Here is a 16,955-nt window from a genome sequence, read left to right on the forward strand (position 1 = left end):
GACCAAATAGCAAGAAGGCAGCAGCCAAAAGATTTAGTTAGTTGAAGGAATTTTGCTATTAAAAGCATCGCGGGTCTGAAATATCTCGAAAACTCGATCCATGCTGGTGAGTTCAAATAAGATGCGGATTTGCTCGTTGATAGAACAGACAACTAATTGACTCCCAGCGGCCCGGACTGTTTTGAGCGCCAACACTAAAGCGCCTAAACCAGAACTATCCATAAATGTCACATCAGTGAAGTCTATCAATACCACATCGGCTCCCGCTTCCACTAGGTCGCTAATCTCTTGGCGGAATTGACTTGCCTTGGTGCCGTCTAAAATGCCAGAGGGCTGAATAATTTTAACTACAGGACTCATATTTTGCGGTGGGAATGTCAGAATTTCTAGCCAGACTAGGCTAGTATAGCTGCGAGATGGACTCCGATCCAAATAAGAGAAGGGGAAAGTGCCAGAGCCTCAGAGCGGCAGAATAGTTTTGAGTGCAAAAGATGGTGGTCGTCGCGGATCGTAACGCCATCGGAGTCGCAGCGCTTCGCCGGCAGTGAATTTTGAGAGGGGGACAATCTTTGTTCTGCCGAAGGCCCTTCTGGTATGAATCAAACTCGGCTAACTTTGGCGCGGTAGAGCAGTTTTTCACCTTGTCTGTAGCCTGTGTAGCGGACTGTGACGGGTTCTCCGGGTTCGGCTGTTCCTTCCATTAGCTGGTGCTGTTGGGGGTTGTAGGGAATCTCGGCTCCGACTGGGGCGATCGACTCTATGCCCCAATGCTGCAATAACTGCTCGACGGGGCGCAGCAACGGCAACAGTTTCTGGGCCCGCAAGTTATGATTTTCCTGAGCTTTGCTCGCAGCAGTCGGCCACTGCAACATCCAAGATTCCAAAATTTGCACGCCTTGAAGCTGAAATTCCTGCATCAAAGATTCTCGCTGCTGTGCGATCGAAGCTTGCAGGCGCTGATATTCTTGTTCTAGGGCTGTCGGTGGTGTCTTTTCTAAATCTACATAGTTTGGCGCCAAGGTTGCGAGCAGTTCGGTTAAGGAAATTTGCAAAGCTTGACTAATTTTGAGCAGGATGTCGGCTCGGGTTTGCAGAGCTAAGCCGCGACGCAGGCGGATGATCTGAATTTCGGAAACTCCTGCTTTTTGGCTGAGTTCTCGATCGCTCGAAAGCCCCGCCTGTTCCATCAGGCGTTGCAGTTGAGGAGCGTAATCTGGAATATTGGCAGTCACGAAAAACTCATCCAAATTAATAAATGGACATATTCTCGATCCTAAGCTCTCACGAGCCTTAACGAAATACATTTTTGGGGCGGGCTGTTCGATCCGCCCCACAGGAGTTTCGCAATTTATGAAGATGCAAGTTTAATTATTGACAGCTTGCTATTTGACGGCTACTTTTTCGCGGGCGGCGGCTGTTGCACTTGTCGCAGAACCTTGCAAATGCGCTTCTAGGAACCACAAACGCTTGTCAATTGTCCGCGAAATTTCGGTGTACAGATCCGCTGTATCGGCATCGCCGAGTTCGTCTGCTTTGTCTATGGCGACTCGCAGGTGTTGGGCGTAGGGTGCGTAGCGATCGGCCAAAGCCGTCACGTATTCTTTCCCGTCTACAATGTCGAAAGGAAATTCTGGCAAAATCGAATCTGCGGCGGCTGTGCGGGCTGTTCCTACAGCCAAACCGCCCAAAGCTGTGACCCGTTCGGCAACCGTATCAACGTATTCTTCGAGTTCTGTTGCCATGGAGTCAAACAGCAAGTGCAACTGGTAGAAGTCCATGCCTTTAACGTTCCAGTGAGCTTGTTTGACTTGAGTTTTCAAGTCCAGAGTGGTTGCCAGCGTGGCGTTGAGCAGCCCGACTACTTGAGAGCGGGTGCCGGCGGACATATCGATGCGGGTGGGGTAAAGATGTTGTTTGTGGTTGTTGGCAGTCATAGGTTTTTACCTTGTTATTAGTGATTGTCGATCGAATATCTTTGCCTGTGGTGAATTTCTGTTGAGAGGCTCAGGCTAAGTGCATCTGCAACACGGCACGGGGAGCTCGGCGTACTTTACAGCGGATAGTTTCTAAACCGAGACGCTGGCAAGCTTCGTAGCGGTGGCAGCCGGAAAATCCGTAATACTGACCATCTACTTCTAACACATCGATGGGTTCGTTTAAACCTACCTCGCGGATGGATTCCATGAGAGAGGCTACTTTGGTTTGGTCGTTGACTCGCGGCAGGGGGCGGCGAATCTGGTTGAGGGGTATTTCTTCGATCCTCATGGCGTTGGTCTGTTTTGCTTCTTGTTAAATCATACTCGTAATGACTTCGACTTGGCAACAAATATGAGGATTTACGCAAAAACCTGGTTTCTGCGGGGAATATGGGGGCTAGAAAATCCCAATTACTGCTATCTGGCCCGGAAATCCCATACAAATAGCTATGAATTGGCAACACTCAGCACAGGCTGGCTTTTTCATGCCTTTCGATAGATCGATCGACCTCAACCTTCTAGGTACAGTGGGAGAAAATATAAATTGGGGCTTAAAATTATGGCATCCTCCCAACCCCTCAAAGGCATTGAATTGATCGACTGCGCCAAAGCTAACGCCCAACAAGGAATTGCCACAGCCGCAAAGCTTTGCGGCTACGGAGGCGACCTCAACACCTTCGAGCGGGAACTGAAACAGGCTTGCCAAGACATCGGCGTCGAAGTCAAGGAGTTAAACGACTTGATTACGAATCAGCAGATGATGAAACAAGGAATGGGCATTGAAATCGCTCCAGATACTCCCTCAGAACTCTAGCCTCAATCTCCACCGCACCAGTTTGAGAGCTAAGATTGCCCTGATACCAGTATTTTGAGTCTGCTAGCTGAGGCAGGCTAGAATGTTTTGCATGGGAGCTTCCGACTCTGGGCAGGAGTCGCGTTTTCTCCCGCGAACAGGGTGCTTTCTGGAGGGTGCACAGATTGTTAGGAGGACTGTCGTGTCAGATCAGCAAGACCGAATAATGCGTTTGTTTATAGAGGAGGCTAAGGAGCACCTCGATACTCTAGAAAATGGTTTAGTGGATTTGAAGTCCACGATGAAAGACCCCGAAAGCGTCCAAGAGATGTTTCGAGCCGCCCATTCCGTGAAAGGAGGGGCGGCTATGCTCGGCTTAGATAGTATTAAAACAACCGCTCACCGCTTGGAAGATTGTTTTAAGGTGCTCAAGGACGGGCCCGTCAAGCAGGTTGACCAAACGGCAGAATCCCTATTTTTAAAGGGAGTTGATACGCTTAAGGACTTGCTGGGGCGACTGGAGGGGCCTTTCGGCTTGAGGAATGAAGAGGGAGAAAAACTCGTGCAGCAGGTGATGCCTGTTTTTGCTCAACTGGAAACTCACCTCGATAAATTGGCGTCGGGCAAAGTGCAGGCGGTTGCTGCTGGGTCTGGTGCCCCCGCCGCTCCAACAGCGGGCGCTGTGCCGCCAAATTTTGCTGTTGAAGTGATGACTTTACTCAAAGAAATGTTGCAGGTGTTCAAGCAGAAAGAATCGGCTGCTAGTCGCTCTGAGTTGACGGCTGTGTGCGTTCGCCTCTATAAGTTGGGAGGTAAAATAGAGACTTGGCAAAATTTAGTAAAAACAGCTAGAGCAGCGATCGTTAATCCCAAAAACTCTTATAAAGTCTTAGCTCCGCTGATTATCAAAGAACTCAAAGAAGCTGGCGATTTAGTACAAGTAGGGAAAGTCAAGACGATCGTTCCGAGTAAAAATTTGCTACTTTTGGCAGCAAGCCTAAAACCAGCAGAGGCAAGTGCCCCAGCAGCCCCAGCAGCCCCAGCACCAGCGTCGAAGCAAGTAGCACTTCCAGCCGAACCAAAGGCGGTAGTCAAGCTTTTGCTCAAAACTTTCAACAAAAAGCAACTCTCGGAAATCGCCAAGTTACTGGTTAACGCCATCAAATCCTCGAACTAGGATGTGTGGCAGTAGAAGATAGAGTTGAGCAGCAACTCGAAAAAATTCACTCATTCGAGATTTTTGCCCTCTACCTTCTACTGTTGGGCAACCCTGCGTTAGAATTAGTGAATGTATCGGCGTGCAATATTGTACCAGAATTAAAAATCGAGCAGGCTTTATAAGGCGGTAGCTGTGAAACCAATTAGTTCATTAGAAGATGCTTTAAACCGCTGTCAGGCGATGGGAATGCGCTTGAGCCGCCAGCGTCGATTTATTCTAGAACTTTTGTGGGAGGCAAAAGAACACCTCTCGGCTCGCGAAATCTACGATCGCCTCAACAAACAAGCGCATTCGATCGGGCATACTTCTGTTTATCAAAATCTAGAAGCTTTGTCGAGAGCAGGGATTATTGAGTGCATAGAACGCTCGGAGGGACGCTTGTACGGCAATGTCAGCGACTCTCACTCTCACGTCAATTGTCTTGATACGGCTCAGATTCTAGACGTTCATGTGGAATTGCCGATCGACTTGATCGAGCTAATTCAAGAGCAAACGGGTGTCAAAATAGTAGACTACCGGATAGATTTCTACGGATACCGATCGGCCGAGTCCGCCACCCAAGCATCGAGTGTCAGCGATACGCCAAAGGCTTCGTAACGGATAAAGCAGCGGCTGTTGGAAACAAAACCGATATTTGTACTGAGCTTATGGGTGGTATAAAATGATTTAAGTATTTAGCTGGGTTGGATCGGTTTTTTGGCCGTCGCCCGCCGGCATTGGACACAGTGGGAAAAAAATGAAAACAGAAACATGAAACTCGATCGGCAAGTTTGGCGATCGGGAATAAAATTTACGACTATACCCAAAAAATCCGTTCTACCGGCTACACGTAAAAGTGTAGACCAAATCCGGCGGTAGTGTCCCCTTGATTTTTAATCGGCTTGGAGGAGACGAAAGTTTGTGCATTCAATGTTTCAACCGCTGAGTACGATAAGGTAATTTCAGACCCGGATTTAATAGGAGAGCTTAGTTGAATCCCTCCCCCAATTCATGTGCAGAGTCAATTCTAAAATCTAAAATCTAAAATCGCGCAATCGCGCAATCGATCGACTGACGGGGCTTTATACTGTTTTTTCTGCTAAACTGCCCCGGAATATGTCAATAAATGTTTGATAACTGGTATGATTTACGTGCTTCTTGAGCCTAAAATACTCGGAAGCAACCAGTGGGGTCAGACACGAACCTCACTATAAAACGCCCTAGAGGGAAAGATTGCCAGTACCTTTAAGGAAGTTCTCGATCTCCTTAACAGGAGTCAGAAGCCGACATCACAATCTATAGATTTGATGTGGGAGTGTCACATTCTAGAGCGCATTACAGGACAGGCTGAAGTAATGGCGAGACGACAATCTGACCAATTCCACACACCACCGCAATACAACCCATCCCCTAAACCGACGGCACAGTTCAGTGCAGAGGTGACAGGCGATGCGAGTTCCTTCGTAACGGCCGGGCCGGGCGAGGGAAAAAGAACTTTTTGGCAGTGGCAGCTGATCTGGCTGAGTCTCCTGGTGGGATTTGGAGTAACGGGGGCCGCTGCATTTCTGTGGTTGCTGACGATGCCTCCACCGCCCAATTGCCAGCAACTGTCGCCGCTGGCGGCGGACGGAGAGCGACTTTACTGCGCTCAGCAAGCTGCTAAGTCGGGCAAGCTAGAACAGCTAGAATCGGCAATGGCACTGGTGCAGGCTTGGCCGAAAGAACATCCGCTATACTCGCAAGGTCAACATTTGATAGGGGAATGGTCGAAAGCCATTCTGGGATTTGCCAGGGCAAAAATAGAGAGGGGCGATTTGAAAGGCGCTCTGGAGATTGTGGCGAAAATTCCGAAAACCAGTCCGTCTTACCCCGAAGTAGAAGAGGCGGTTACTGCTTGGGAAAAAAATTGGCAGGAGGGCCAAAAACTCTACGATACAGCCCTAGCAGCTTTGAAAAGTGAGGATTTAAGGAAGGCTTGGGATTATGCTCAAGCTCTATTTAAACTGGAAAATATTTTCTGGAGTCAGAAGCGTTACAACGAGCTGATAGGGCAGATTTCTTTGGAAAGAAACGGCTGGCAGCGCTTGCAAGAGGCTAGAGATTTGGCGAAGGACGAGACTCCGCAAAAGTTCGCTGAGGCGATAGTCCTGGCTCGCAAAATAGACTCGCAGCTTTTTGCCCGCGCTAAAGCTGAGAAGGAAATTGAGGGCTGGAGCCGGACTTTGCTGGCAATGGCTACTAAGCGATTGGGGGCGAAAGATTTGCCGGGGGCGATCGAGGCTGCTTCTGTTGTGCCGCAGGATTCGCTACTGTTTGCGGAAGCTCAAGATTTGATGCAGTTGGGTAGAGCTCAGGCGGTGACTTGGAACCAGTCGATATCAACTCCGCTGCCGCAGCACATTTTTAGCTTGCTGGAAGGGCAGGGCGCTGCTAGCCAAATTGCTCCGGGTCGCCCTCTGTACAAGCAAGCTCAAGTTCAAATTGAAAATTTGCAGGTGCAGTTTCAAGATTTGCTGCGGCTGCAAGTGGCGAGTACGATCGCGAGTTTCGGTCACATAAAGACGTTTGGACTCGCGATCGAGCAAGCGCAAACTATCGGAATCAAGCAGCCGCGGCGGATTCACGCTCAAACTTTGGTGGCTGCTTGGCGCCGGGAAATTCAGCGGATAGAAGACCAATCTTTTCTGACTCTGGCGAAGCAGTTGGCAGAAACGCAAACGGTTGAAGGACTAAAGGGCGGCATGGCTCAGTTAGTCCTGGTTGCTCAAAACCGGCCCCGCAGAATAGAAGCGCAAACTCTCTTGGCTGAGTGGACGAAACGCATAGAAGTTATTCAAGATCAGCCTTTTTTGGATGAAGCGATCGCCCTGGCGAAGCAAGGAAAACTTAGTGCTGCTATTGAAAAAGCTTCGGCAATTAAGAGCGGTAGGAGTTTGTACGCGAAAGCTCAGGATAATGTCTATCAGTGGGTGAGCGAACTGCAAGTGGCTCAAGACAGACCGATTCTAGATCGCGCTGCGGAATTGGCATCTCAAGGCAGTCTAGGAGCGGCGATCGATACGGCTTCCCAAATCGGTTACGGTAGGGCGCTGTATTCAGAGGCGGCAGGTGCGATCGGGCGCTGGAGTGCTGAACTCAGAGCCAACAGTGCGCCCCCGCCGGAACCCGCTCGCGAGTACGCGCCGGAACCCGCTGGCGAGTATGCGCCAGCTCCAGCAGAGGAGTACGCGCCAGCTCCGCGACAGGAGGAGTACGCGCCAGCTCCGCGACAGGAGGAGTACGCGCCAGAGCCAGAGCCTTACTATCCGCCTGCTAGAGAGCCGGAACCGGAACCTTACTATCCACCCGCTCCGGAGCCGGAACCTTACTATCCACCCGCGAGAGAAGAGGCCCCGCCTCCGGCTCCGGAACCGGCTCCTCCGGCTCCAGCTCCAGAACCGGCGCCACCCTCGATTCCTGAATCGGTTGGACCTCCTGATGCTAATTTGCTCCCGGAGTAATTGGGTTTTCGCGCGATCGGTCTCTAAAATCTCAAAACTAAAATCAAGTGAGTAATTTCCAAGTGCTGACGATCGAGGGCGACCCCATTTTCCGGCTGGGGCTGCGAATCGCTTGCGAGCAGTATCCAGACTTGCAAGTTGTTGCAGAGGTTTCAACCCCAACCGAGGCTTTGCGAGTTCTAGAAACTCGCTCGCTCGACTCTGGAGCAGCCAAGAAGCCCGCAGATTTGATAATTTTGGCTGTTGAGACCCTAAATTTGCGATCGGGTCAAATAGAGGCGGTGGCATTTTGTCGCCAACTCAAAAGTTTGTACCCCAACCTGCCTCTGTTGCTGCTAGCCCGGCCGCTGACACCGGAGCTGTTGGCCCAGCTACAGGCGACGGGCGCGAATGGCTATTGTCCTAAAGGTAGAGATATTTCCCTGACAATCGAAGCTATTCGCGCTGTGGCGTCTGGTTGCACTTATTGGGAGCCGGATGCGGCAGCTAACTCGGAAACAGAACTAAACGCAGCGGTTGTTCAAACAGTAGAAAAATCTGCAGTAATTGTAGATAAAAATGCAGATAATTCGACAGTTGATACGCCAGTACACAAAAAAATGCTGGCTCATTTGTGCATCTCTGGACTGCGCGAAATAGATGCAACTTTGGCGGTTGTTCAAGCTGATTTGCAAGATATCAGAGCCGCAGAACCGACAGATTTTCCCTCTATTTTAGATGGGGTTGTACTCAGCGGGCGCCGCAGGGAATTGCTCGCAGCTCGCTGGATAGTCAGTCAGTTATTATTTGAAGGAAAAGGGGAGAAGGCAGAAGGCAGAAAGCAGAGGAAAGAAGGAAGAGGCGAGAAAGAAGAAATTAGAGGCGAGAATTTGTTAAATAATTCTCAATCGCAATTAGCGAAGTCCCAAGTTTTGGCAGAATCTTTGGTGGTTGCAACTAATTGGCAAGGTAGCTTGTTTGACTCGGCGGCAGCTAAATTGCAGTTTGATTTGGTGAATTTGACTGGCTTGCCTTTGGAAATCGATATTTTGCGATCGCCTAAAAAGCGTGAATTGATGAGTTCCATCCTGCGGAAGTTAAAGGATTTGCTGGAAGAATTGCGCTTTTCGCAAGTGCAGGAAACTCAATTGTCGCAAAAAATGCCTGCTATTTTACGGGATTTGTGGCAGGCGACAATCATAGATTTTTTTGGCAGATACTATACACTGCAAACGGGAGAAAATCAGGCTTTTGATGGCAGTCAAACCAGCTTGATACTGGGAGAAAGTCAAGGGGAAAGCGCTGCTGATATCTGGGCAGGCAGCGGCGTAGAAGTTGTGCCGCGGTTGCTAGCAGATGCTGATGTAGTTGCAGCCGAAATCCTTGACAAAATACCGATGACTGTTGATTTCTTTGCACATTTGCTATTTGAAACTCCTCTAACAGTTGACAATGTTTCTTGTGTAGCTGGCAGCGCGGAAGCGATGCAGCGAGCTGAAGCTTTGTTAGAAAATTTGGCAATTCAAGTTGCTAGCGGAGTGGTACAGCCTCTGCTAAATAATTTGGCAAATATTGAAGAAATTAAGCAAATTTTTTACGATGGAAAGTTGATTTCGACGCGAGAAATTGAGAGATTTCGGAATGATTTGTCCTGGAGATATAGCTGGGATAGATATTTTGTGGAACCGAAAGCTATTTTTGAAAGCAGGTTTTGGCTGTTTGTTTTTGGCGATTCAGGAATTAAGAGAATTTCTATTTATGCTCCGAGAAATACGGAGTTAGCACAGTTGTCTGGGTGGCCGTTAGCCTTGACTTTGGTGCTCGAAACTAGAGATGCGATCGCACCTAGAGTTCGCGCGGTTATTTCGCTGTTGGGTGCTGGAGTTGTTTACGTTTTGACTCAGGTTATAGGGCGGGGAATTGGTTTAATCGGGCGGGGAATTATCCAGGGGATTGGTAATTCTTTGCAAGATAGCAAGTTTGGCAAAAATGGGTAGTGGTTCGGCAACGAGTAGTAGAAAATATTCCATAAATCTTTGATGGAAGAGGGAAACCGCAGATTAACGGAGATTAACGCAGATGCTTTTCAAAACATTTTGCGAATGTCTGCAAGAGTTCTTGTGTACGGGATTTAACAGAGTTGATATAATTGGTGATTGGTGATTGGTGGTATTATAGATAAAACTTAATGCTATAGGGTTGACTTTTTATGAGTATTATGATATCGATAAATGCCGATCGCATAAACAGTTTAGATTTGTCTCCGGTGCGGACTGTAATTGAAAAGTGGCTCGCCGAAGGAGCGATCGCCCAAAACGAACAACAGCTAAAATTTGAAATTGAGTATCCGCGCGAAGAGTTAGATCCGCGAGAAATTTCAGAAATTCCCGAAGTGCGGCTGTGGTTTATTCGCTTGGATGCTTGTTACCCTTGGCTGCCATTTTTGCTGGATTGGAAAGCGGGAGAATTGGCGCGCTATGCCGCGATGTTGGTGCCGCACCAGTTTCACCGCACCCAAGGTATTCAGTACAATCCTGAAGCTTTGGAAATGTTTTTGATGAACAAAATTTTTGTGTTGACTGATTGGTTGAATCAGCAGGGAATTCCCAGTAAATCGAAGTTGATGGCGATGTCGCAGATGTTTGGTTATGATTTGGAGGATGCTTTTTTTGATGTGATTGTACCGCACAAATAAGCGATCGCGCCTCTAATTAACATACTCCTAATTAGGTAGGCTACTCTATACCTTAAGACTAAGAACAAAGGTATCAACCCGGTTTCTTCCCTGGTGGGGCGGGCTTTCCAGTCCGCCTCCGCAGCTATAAGTTCGATCCGCAACAGCTTGATTAAGCTTAGGAATGAGAATTAAATAACTTCCACAAGTTTGTGGGATGGGCGGGACGCCCGTCATCAGTGGACGGGCGGGACGCCCATCCCACAATAACAATTAAAATTGTAAGTTATTTAATTCGTCCTTTTTGGACGGGCGGGACGCCCATCCCACAATAACAATTAAAATTGTAAGTTATTTAATTCGCGATCCTTAACAGCAACCTTACTCAGACTTTAATACCATCCTTAAACCAGCGCGCCTCAAAAAATTGTTGCTGGACTTCAGAATTTTCTCATAATTGAGAGTTACTTTAAATAAACAACGATCGCCCGATTCAATCGATCGAGGAAATTTACCATGAAAACAGATTACCTCATCGTCGGCAGTGGTTTATCAGCACTGGTTTTCGGAGCTTTGATGGCAAACTCCGGCAAAACCGTACACATCCTCGAAGCTCACGAGCATCCCGGAGGTTTTGGTCACACCTTTACGATGGCCAACAAATACACCTTTAATGCCCAATTCCACTACGTTTGGGACTGCGGCGAAGGACATACAGTCAATCGAGTTCTCAAAAAACTCGGTCTCGATCGAGATGTCACCTTTGAACGCTACGATCCGAATGGCTACGACCACATGAGAATGCCTGGGTATGCGCTGGATATTCCCTCGGAACCAGAGGAACTGATCCGCAGATTGTCGGCGCTGTTTCCCGAAGCGGGCGAGAGAATTCGCAAATTCGTCAACGAAGTCGAGAAAACCGGCGAGGGACTCAGAAAACTTGCTCCTCCCGTCAAACCAATTGAATTGCTCAAAAACTTCGGTGACGTATTCTGTGCCGTCCAACATCTCAACAGTACACTTCAGGACGTTTTCGACAAGTTCCAACTCCCGCAAGCCGCCCAAACCTTATTAGCCCTGCAATGGCCGGACTTTTTGCTGCCTCCAAATCAGCTTTCTTTCTATGCTTGGATTGCCTTGTTTAGAGGCTATCAAGAAGGTGCATTTTACCCGACGCAGCATTTTGAATCTGTCATCAATTCTTTAGTTAATGTCATTGAATCCAACGGGGGGAAAGTTCTACTAAACCATGAAGTCACGAATTTTAGGGTGACAAACAGGACAGTAACGGGAGTTGAGGCGATGGATTTGACCACGCATCAAACCCATGAATTCACGGGGGACACCGTAATTTGCAACCTCGACCCGAAAAGAGCAGCCAAAATGATTGGAGAGGAACTGTTCTCTAAAAAAGTGCGGCGGAAACTCAACTATGAGTATTCTGCATCTAACTACATGGTGTACTGCGTTGTCAAAGATATCGATCTCCGAGACTATGGATTTGGCAAGTGGAATACGTTTCATACGGAACACTTGGATCTAAATGAAGCCTTTGCTCAAATGTACGAGCAAAATGATTTTTCTCGTCCGAGTTTTGCCATTACAACGCCAACTTTACTGACCCAGGCGCGGCGGGATTGTCCAGAAGATTGTCAAATTGTCGAATTTCTGACTGTTGCTAATTACAGCTATTTTAAAAAGCTTTGGGAGACGGATCGCAAAGCTTACAGACAGAAGAAACAAGAGATTCTGGACTCGATTTTAGATGTTGTGGAAAAACACTATGTTCCTAATTTCCGCAAACACATGGTCTTTCATATTACGGGAAGTCCGACGACTAACGAGCGCTTCTGTTGGTGTCCTAACGGCAATTCCTACGGTTCTACTCTGACGCCAAAAAACATGGGGGTCGATCGGCTAAATCATGAAACATCCCTCAACAATTTCTATTTCTGCAACGCCTCTTCGGGCTATCCAGGCTTTGCGCCGACATTTTGGACGGGGGCGCTGCTTTATCAACGTTTATCCGGCGATGCAATTTTAGGCTAAGGAAAATTAGCAATTGGTTATTTTCCTGTTTCTCTCGTTCCTTGGTTTTGCCAAGGAATGAATTTCACACTTGCTCTGCCTCCTGTTAAAAATCTCTCGTTTCTGCTCTCATTATCTCGTTCCTTAGCTGTGCCAAAGAAGGAATTTATGGAGGCTCTACCTCCTGTTAAGAATGACGAGGGACAGCAAGACTGAAATGCGTTTCCCGGTTCTACCTGGAAACGAGAATTTCTTACTTTTTCCTTCTTCCTGACATCCGTTACATCCGTTACATCCGTTACAAAATCCGTTGCCGAACTTCCTTTTTCCTGACATCCGTTACATCCGTTACATCCGTTACATCCGTTACAGAATCCGTTGCCGAACTTCCTTGTATCAATCTAGGAGTGAACTATGAGAATAGCAATTGTTGGGGGCGGAGCGAGCGGTATGGCAGCAGCCTACTGGCTCGATAAACAGGGGCATCACGTCACTGTGTTGGAAAAGCAGCCGATTTTGGGCGGACACATTCGGACGCTCAACAAAAATGTGGCGCCCAATCAATCTGAGTGCAATGAAATATTAGAAAATGGGGTGCTGGAATTTCCCACTGTGTTTTACAATTTCGTGGCGTTGATGCAGGAACTCGGCGTTGAATTAGAACCCGTGCAGATTGGTTCAGCGCTGTTTTTTAAAGATGGCACTCACTTTTTGTCTGCGGTATCTATCCAAAAGAATTTCACCGGAATCCAACGCCTGATCGAGTATTTGCGGCTTGATAGTCTCTACGCTCGTTCTGCAGGATTTATTTTAAAAATGCGGTTTGCTAAACAGCACGATTTCTACGATGTGCCGCTTTCTCAGAGTTTGAAAAGCTCGTGCGTCCGCAATTATTGGCTGAAGTTGCTGACGATGTACAGCTACTCGATACCGTTTGAATTGCTCGACAATTTCCCGGCAGAATTAGCGATGCCTGTTTTGCGCGAATATGGCTCGGTCAACTGGGTGAGGATTAAAGGCGGGGTGTATTCTTACATTGAAAAGATTTTGGAGCTGTTTAAGGGCGATATACGGCTAAATGTGGAGATTGCCAATATTTTTAGAAGTGCGGATGCTGTAAAAATTGTGCTTTCTGATGGGGAAATCCAGGAATTTGAGAAGGTGGTTTTTGCGATGCCACCAGATCGAGTTCTGAGGTTATTGTCCGATCCGACTGATGCGGAAACGAAGCGGTTTTCGGCGTGGAAAGCCAATTATGCCACCACTGTACTGCATTCTGATACATCAATGTACGATCGCTACGGTATCCGCAAGTTATCAGAATTTGATTTTTTCGAGACGGACAAGGGATGGGGATATAATGCGAGCTTAAATCAGCTTTGCGGCATCTCCTCGCCACGAGAGTACAGTTTAGCTTTTCAACTGGAGGAGTCGATCGCCCAAAAGCAGATTATTCACATTCAGAAACATCACACGCCGCTGTACACTGTCGAGTCTTTTCGATATCGAAATGAAGTTATCGAGACTAATGGCGAGAACAACACTTATCATGCGGGAGCTTATTTGGGGGATGGTTTGCACGAAGGAGCCATTACTTCTGCTTTGCGAGTCGCGAAATTAATCGGGTGAGCTTAATTGTGATGCTACAAACTCTCGCAAATATTAGTAAATTTCTTGCCGGTGCAACACTCTCACAAAAGTAATGATTTCTGCATCAAAAGTTAAACCAATGCGAGAGTCGTGTACTCGGATGCGAAATTAATTTTTGGCGTTGCCTAAGCTGCGACACCGCGTGCTGCAGTTAAGTAGACATCATTGGTCAAAGATGGGGGGATTGTCGATCCGGCTAACTGAGTACCCTCAAAGTTGGTTCCCGTGAACGTTGCCTCGCTCAAGTCGGCTTCGCTCAAGTCTGCATAGCACAGCCTAGCCCAATCGAGGTTTGCCTGCACCAAAGAAACTCCCACCAGATTTGCCCTGGTTAAATCTGCTCCTATCAACTTGACGCCCCGCAACTGAGCCCCGCTGAGATTGGCAGCTAACAAGTTCGAGCCTTCCAAGTTTACCCCGTTCAGTTTGGCTTCGCTGAGGTTGACGCCATTGAGATCCGTCCTGCTCAGGTCGATGCCATTGATGTAAGCTTTCCTGAGATAGATGCCTGTTAGTTGAGCGCCAAAAAGCTTTGCACCGCTGAGTTTGGCCCCTCCGCAGTTTGCCCAGTTGAGGTTGGCTCCCGTGAGGTTGGCACCCCGCAGGTTAATGAATTGCATATCGGCTGTACACAAATTGGCGTTCCAGAGGATGGCGCTCCGCAGGTTGCTACCTATGAGTTGGGCGCCGCTCAACTTGGCCCTCGGCAGTTTTGCTTTGACGAGGAAAGCTCCGCTGAGATTGGCTTTTGTAAGCTCTGCATCGGCTAGTCTGGCTTGGCCCATTTTGGCAAAACTCAGATTTGCCCTGTAAAGGTTTGCGTCGTTGAGTTCTGCTTTGGTGAGATGCGCCCGACTCAGATTAGCTCCTGACAGGTTAGCCCTTGAAAGGTTGACGCCAACTAACATAGCTCCGCTGAGGTTTGCTCCGCTGAGGTTGGCGTCAGCAAAGTCTCTGTTTCCATTTTCGTACTCTTTGAGCAGCTCGGTTACTTCCATACGGGTCACATTCCTAATAGCAGAAATTTATCTAGAAATAAACACTCTTTATAAAAATTTTATCTCAAAGGGAGTGGAGGCGCTCGCACTTTCAACAAAGCTGATAATTAACTTTATATTTATACATATATAGCAATCCTTGCAGGAGTCGTAAATTTTTACCCCTCCCCAACCTGCCCCGAACCCGCTTGCTAGGGAGTAAGAAATTCACAAATGATGCGAGGATTGCTATACTTTGCGCTTTTTCCAGAGTCCCGACCTTTTTGAGGTCATAGTCTGAAACCCTTGATTTATGGTGGGCCTCTAGTGTGCTTCGGCAAGGGTTGCGATCGTACTGAGATATGTGAAACCGTTATTCTCAGTAGGTCAGCCATCAAACACTGTCCGAAGTGTTAATAAATAGTAAAATCAATATTTTTGTTGTCCCCTGTAGCTAAGAGCTTTTTTAAACCGAGACTGCAAATTTGTTGGTTCTTTTTGCGTCAGGTTTCGCTAAGGCTGGCATGGTCATAGCTGCATATTTTATCTACTGTCATTTTTCATGAAAATTAGATAGATGTAAAACAACAGCTTAATCAGCGATAATGTTTCTCGGTTGTCTGGCAGCAGTTAGACGATCGCGCTTTTCAATATTTCCTTTAGTCGATCGGGGTTAAAAGTAATTTCAGACATTGTACTTCTGAGGAATTTATCGATATGCCTAACGGTAGAGGGTATTCGTTCAAAACCTAGCAGATAATATACCGCAGATGGTACAAAACTAACAGCGAGTAATATCGGTACACAATCGCCCCCTCTACTGGCTGTTAGGCAAAGGTCTCAATCTATGTTATACTGAGTCAAAATTGAGGAATAATTATGTCAAAAGAAAGAAAAAGCAACAAAGAAGTCAAAAAGCCAAAGAAACAACCTGATGGTGTTGCTAAGCCGAAGGACGACAAAAAAAATTATGGTAGCACGGACGGCCGCAAGTAAAGATAGCTGCCACTCTCGGAATTGTGATTAATTTTGTTGAATTGTCATTAGTATCGATTTTTAACAGCTTTAAATATCCTATTTTGGGATGATCCGAAGACAGGTTTATTATACCTAGGGTATATGCAGTGCTAAACCCAAAGTATAATAAAATCTGTTTTTAGCCATGAATATGAAACATTCTGTCGCCGATCGAATTTAACACCATTTTTTTAGACTTGGTTGAAAAAAAATATAGTTCGATCGCCTAAATCCATCAAATCCCATCACAGCGATATCTCAGTCACCGCAATATTACCCTCAAAACACACGTCAACATCAGTCCCCGCCGCTCGATCGCGCGATCCATACTCTCCCGCATAATAAAAGTATTCTCCCTCCATCCGGTAAACCACTGGCAGCGGCTGCGTCGAAGGCTGGCAAAACACAATTTCCGGTTCCGCACTTCCGGGCGCTAAATGCGGCAAATTCACATTCCAGAAACACCCCGACTTTGGTTCCCGATTCAGCAAATCCCCCAACACCCGCGATGTCCAGCGAGTAGCGACATCCCAATCTATTTCCAGTGGCCTTTTAATTCGGTGGGAAATTGCGATTCCCGGAATACCGTGCATGGCTGCTTCCCGCACAGCCGCCACCGTACCGGAAATATACACGTCAACCCCCAAATTGCCGCCCGCGTTAATACCCGAAAGCACCAAATCCGGCTTCGCACAAACGTGATGAAGAGCGATGCGGACGCAATCGGCCGGTGTTCCCCCTACAGCATATTCCACGGACGATCGCCGATCGACATGAATCGGACTGTGGGCTGTCACCTGATGCCCGCAGCCGGACAATTGGCCTTGGGGAGCAACCATAATTGTTTTGCCCTTTACTGCTTGCAAAAGTGCTTGAATGCCGGGAGCATCGATGCCGTCGTCGTTGGTTAAAATTATCGTCATTAAAAATGTGTCGGTTTTATAGAACCGATTTGAGAGCGCAGAGGCTGGCAACCTTCTGGTAGTTCTAGCCTAAATTGGTTGTTGGTTAGTGGCGATCGTCAGTAAGCTGTTCGGCATTTAAAGGACTTGCGTAAGGTGCGTCAGCATCTAAGGTTTTCCGTTTCAGCGTAAGGGTTCGCGAATGACGCACCCTACTAGCCTCGTTACTGGTTTAAATGCTCCACAGCTTATGAGCATTGC

Annotated in this window: 17 protein-coding genes; 11 read left to right on the top strand and 6 right to left on the bottom strand. The window is 47.5% G+C overall.

The annotated features are described in order from the left end of the window. Positions 1 to 33: 33 nt before the first annotated feature. From QUA50_RS10845 to QUA50_RS10860, 4 genes are all read right to left on the bottom strand, one after another. On the bottom strand, positions 34 to 360 hold the full coding sequence (locus QUA50_RS10845; protein WP_333047161.1) for an STAS domain-containing protein: 327 nt from the start codon (positions 358 to 360) through the stop codon (positions 34 to 36). A gap of 239 nt (positions 361 to 599) precedes the next feature. Continuing rightward, entirely contained in the window at positions 600 to 1,304 is a 705-nt protein-coding gene (locus tag QUA50_RS10850) for a helix-turn-helix domain-containing protein (protein WP_333262989.1), read from the bottom strand. A gap of 78 nt (positions 1,305 to 1,382) precedes the next feature. Continuing rightward, on the bottom strand, positions 1,383 to 1,934 hold the full coding sequence (gene dps, locus QUA50_RS10855) for a DNA starvation/stationary phase protection protein Dps (protein WP_333262992.1): 552 nt from the start codon (positions 1,932 to 1,934) through the stop codon (positions 1,383 to 1,385). A 70-nt stretch (positions 1,935 to 2,004) separates the two neighbouring features. After that, positions 2,005 to 2,265 carry a sulfiredoxin gene (locus tag QUA50_RS10860; protein ID WP_333262995.1) on the bottom strand — a complete coding sequence of 87 codons (261 nt, stop codon included), beginning with the start codon at positions 2,263 to 2,265 and terminating at the stop codon, positions 2,005 to 2,007. A 160-nt stretch (positions 2,266 to 2,425) separates the two neighbouring features. Here QUA50_RS10860 and QUA50_RS10865 point away from each other — a divergent pair, with 160 nt between their 5' ends. The 11 genes from QUA50_RS10865 to QUA50_RS10915 all read left to right on the top strand — a co-directional run bounded on the left by QUA50_RS10865 (position 2,426) and on the right by QUA50_RS10915 (position 13,777). Further along, on the top strand, positions 2,426 to 2,572 hold the full coding sequence (locus QUA50_RS10865; RefSeq protein WP_333299460.1) for a hypothetical protein: 147 nt from the start codon (positions 2,426 to 2,428) through the stop codon (positions 2,570 to 2,572). Continuing rightward, positions 2,536 to 2,790, top strand: a complete 255-nt coding sequence (locus QUA50_RS10870) for a hypothetical protein (protein WP_333069422.1) — start codon at positions 2,536 to 2,538, stop codon at positions 2,788 to 2,790. The genes QUA50_RS10865 and QUA50_RS10870 overlap by 37 nt, the downstream gene beginning before the upstream one ends. 181 nt (positions 2,791 to 2,971) lie before the next feature. Next, positions 2,972 to 3,946: an Hpt domain-containing protein gene (locus QUA50_RS10875; protein WP_445301931.1), complete on the top strand. Its 975-nt coding sequence runs from the start codon at positions 2,972 to 2,974 to the stop codon at positions 3,944 to 3,946. Between the two features lie 5 nt (positions 3,947 to 3,951). After that, complete coding sequence (locus tag QUA50_RS10880; protein ID WP_333263001.1) at positions 3,952 to 4,110, top strand: hypothetical protein; 159 nt, start codon at positions 3,952 to 3,954, stop codon at positions 4,108 to 4,110. A gap of 10 nt (positions 4,111 to 4,120) precedes the next feature. Beyond that, a complete protein-coding gene (locus QUA50_RS10885; protein WP_333263004.1) occupies positions 4,121 to 4,585 on the top strand; it encodes a Fur family transcriptional regulator in 465 nt (154 codons plus the stop codon). Between the two features lie 737 nt (positions 4,586 to 5,322). Beyond that, the gene (locus tag QUA50_RS10890; RefSeq protein WP_333263006.1) at positions 5,323 to 7,467 is read left to right on the top strand and encodes a hypothetical protein; all 2,145 of its coding nucleotides are present in this window, start codon (positions 5,323 to 5,325) and stop codon (positions 7,465 to 7,467) included. A gap of 47 nt (positions 7,468 to 7,514) precedes the next feature. Further along, the gene (locus QUA50_RS10895; protein WP_333263009.1) at positions 7,515 to 9,443 is read left to right on the top strand and encodes a DUF3685 domain-containing protein; all 1,929 of its coding nucleotides are present in this window, start codon (positions 7,515 to 7,517) and stop codon (positions 9,441 to 9,443) included. A 212-nt stretch (positions 9,444 to 9,655) separates the two neighbouring features. Beyond that, positions 9,656 to 10,141, top strand: a complete 486-nt coding sequence (locus QUA50_RS10900; RefSeq protein WP_333263012.1) for a CRR6 family NdhI maturation factor — start codon at positions 9,656 to 9,658, stop codon at positions 10,139 to 10,141. Between the two features lie 495 nt (positions 10,142 to 10,636). After that, on the top strand, positions 10,637 to 12,169 hold the full coding sequence (locus QUA50_RS10905) for an NAD(P)/FAD-dependent oxidoreductase (RefSeq protein ID WP_333263013.1): 1,533 nt from the start codon (positions 10,637 to 10,639) through the stop codon (positions 12,167 to 12,169). A gap of 57 nt (positions 12,170 to 12,226) precedes the next feature. Further along, complete coding sequence (locus QUA50_RS10910; protein ID WP_333433653.1) at positions 12,227 to 12,364, top strand: hypothetical protein; 138 nt, start codon at positions 12,227 to 12,229, stop codon at positions 12,362 to 12,364. Between the two features lie 198 nt (positions 12,365 to 12,562). Next, the gene (locus tag QUA50_RS10915; RefSeq protein ID WP_333263016.1) at positions 12,563 to 13,777 is read left to right on the top strand and encodes an FAD-dependent oxidoreductase; all 1,215 of its coding nucleotides are present in this window, start codon (positions 12,563 to 12,565) and stop codon (positions 13,775 to 13,777) included. Positions 13,778 to 13,923: 146 nt separating this feature from the next. Here QUA50_RS10915 and QUA50_RS10920 read toward each other — a convergent pair whose 3' ends face one another. Together QUA50_RS10920 and surE are read right to left on the bottom strand one after the other, a co-directional pair. Continuing rightward, the gene (locus QUA50_RS10920) at positions 13,924 to 14,796 is read right to left on the bottom strand and encodes a pentapeptide repeat-containing protein (RefSeq protein WP_333263020.1); all 873 of its coding nucleotides are present in this window, start codon (positions 14,794 to 14,796) and stop codon (positions 13,924 to 13,926) included. A 1,241-nt stretch (positions 14,797 to 16,037) separates the two neighbouring features. Continuing rightward, positions 16,038 to 16,715, bottom strand: a complete 678-nt coding sequence (gene surE, locus QUA50_RS10925) for a 5'/3'-nucleotidase SurE (RefSeq protein ID WP_333263022.1) — start codon at positions 16,713 to 16,715, stop codon at positions 16,038 to 16,040. Positions 16,716 to 16,955: the final 240 nt, after the last annotated feature.

It is taken from the genome of Microcoleus sp. M2_D5 (assembly GCF_036701935.1).
Taxonomy (GTDB): domain Bacteria; phylum Cyanobacteriota; class Cyanobacteriia; order Cyanobacteriales; family Microcoleaceae; genus Microcoleus.

What these genes read in the sequence shown, in the direction of transcription:
- QUA50_RS10845 (WP_333047161.1), bottom strand. Translation starts at nt 360, where the DNA reads ATGAGTCCTGTAGTTAAAATTATTCAGCCCTCTGGCATTTTAGACGGC.
- QUA50_RS10850 (WP_333262989.1), bottom strand. Translation starts at nt 1,304, where the DNA reads ATGTATTTCGTTAAGGCTCGTGAGAGCTTAGGATCGAGAATATGTCCA.
- dps (WP_333262992.1), bottom strand. Translation starts at nt 1,934, where the DNA reads ATGACTGCCAACAACCACAAACAACATCTTTACCCCACCCGCATCGAT.
- QUA50_RS10860 (WP_333262995.1), bottom strand. Translation starts at nt 2,265, where the DNA reads ATGAGGATCGAAGAAATACCCCTCAACCAGATTCGCCGCCCCCTGCCG.
- QUA50_RS10865 (WP_333299460.1), top strand. Translation starts at nt 2,426, where the DNA reads ATGAATTGGCAACACTCAGCACAGGCTGGCTTTTTCATGCCTTTCGAT.
- QUA50_RS10870 (WP_333069422.1), top strand. Translation starts at nt 2,536, where the DNA reads ATGGCATCCTCCCAACCCCTCAAAGGCATTGAATTGATCGACTGCGCC.
- QUA50_RS10890 (WP_333263006.1), top strand. Translation starts at nt 5,323, where the DNA reads ATGGCGAGACGACAATCTGACCAATTCCACACACCACCGCAATACAAC.
- QUA50_RS10900 (WP_333263012.1), top strand. Translation starts at nt 9,656, where the DNA reads ATGAGTATTATGATATCGATAAATGCCGATCGCATAAACAGTTTAGAT.
- QUA50_RS10905 (WP_333263013.1), top strand. Translation starts at nt 10,637, where the DNA reads ATGAAAACAGATTACCTCATCGTCGGCAGTGGTTTATCAGCACTGGTT.
- QUA50_RS10910 (WP_333433653.1), top strand. Translation starts at nt 12,227, where the DNA reads ATGAATTTCACACTTGCTCTGCCTCCTGTTAAAAATCTCTCGTTTCTG.
- QUA50_RS10915 (WP_333263016.1), top strand. Translation starts at nt 12,563, where the DNA reads ATGAGAATAGCAATTGTTGGGGGCGGAGCGAGCGGTATGGCAGCAGCC.
- QUA50_RS10920 (WP_333263020.1), bottom strand. Translation starts at nt 14,796, where the DNA reads ATGGAAGTAACCGAGCTGCTCAAAGAGTACGAAAATGGAAACAGAGAC.
- surE (WP_333263022.1), bottom strand. Translation starts at nt 16,715, where the DNA reads ATGACGATAATTTTAACCAACGACGACGGCATCGATGCTCCCGGCATT.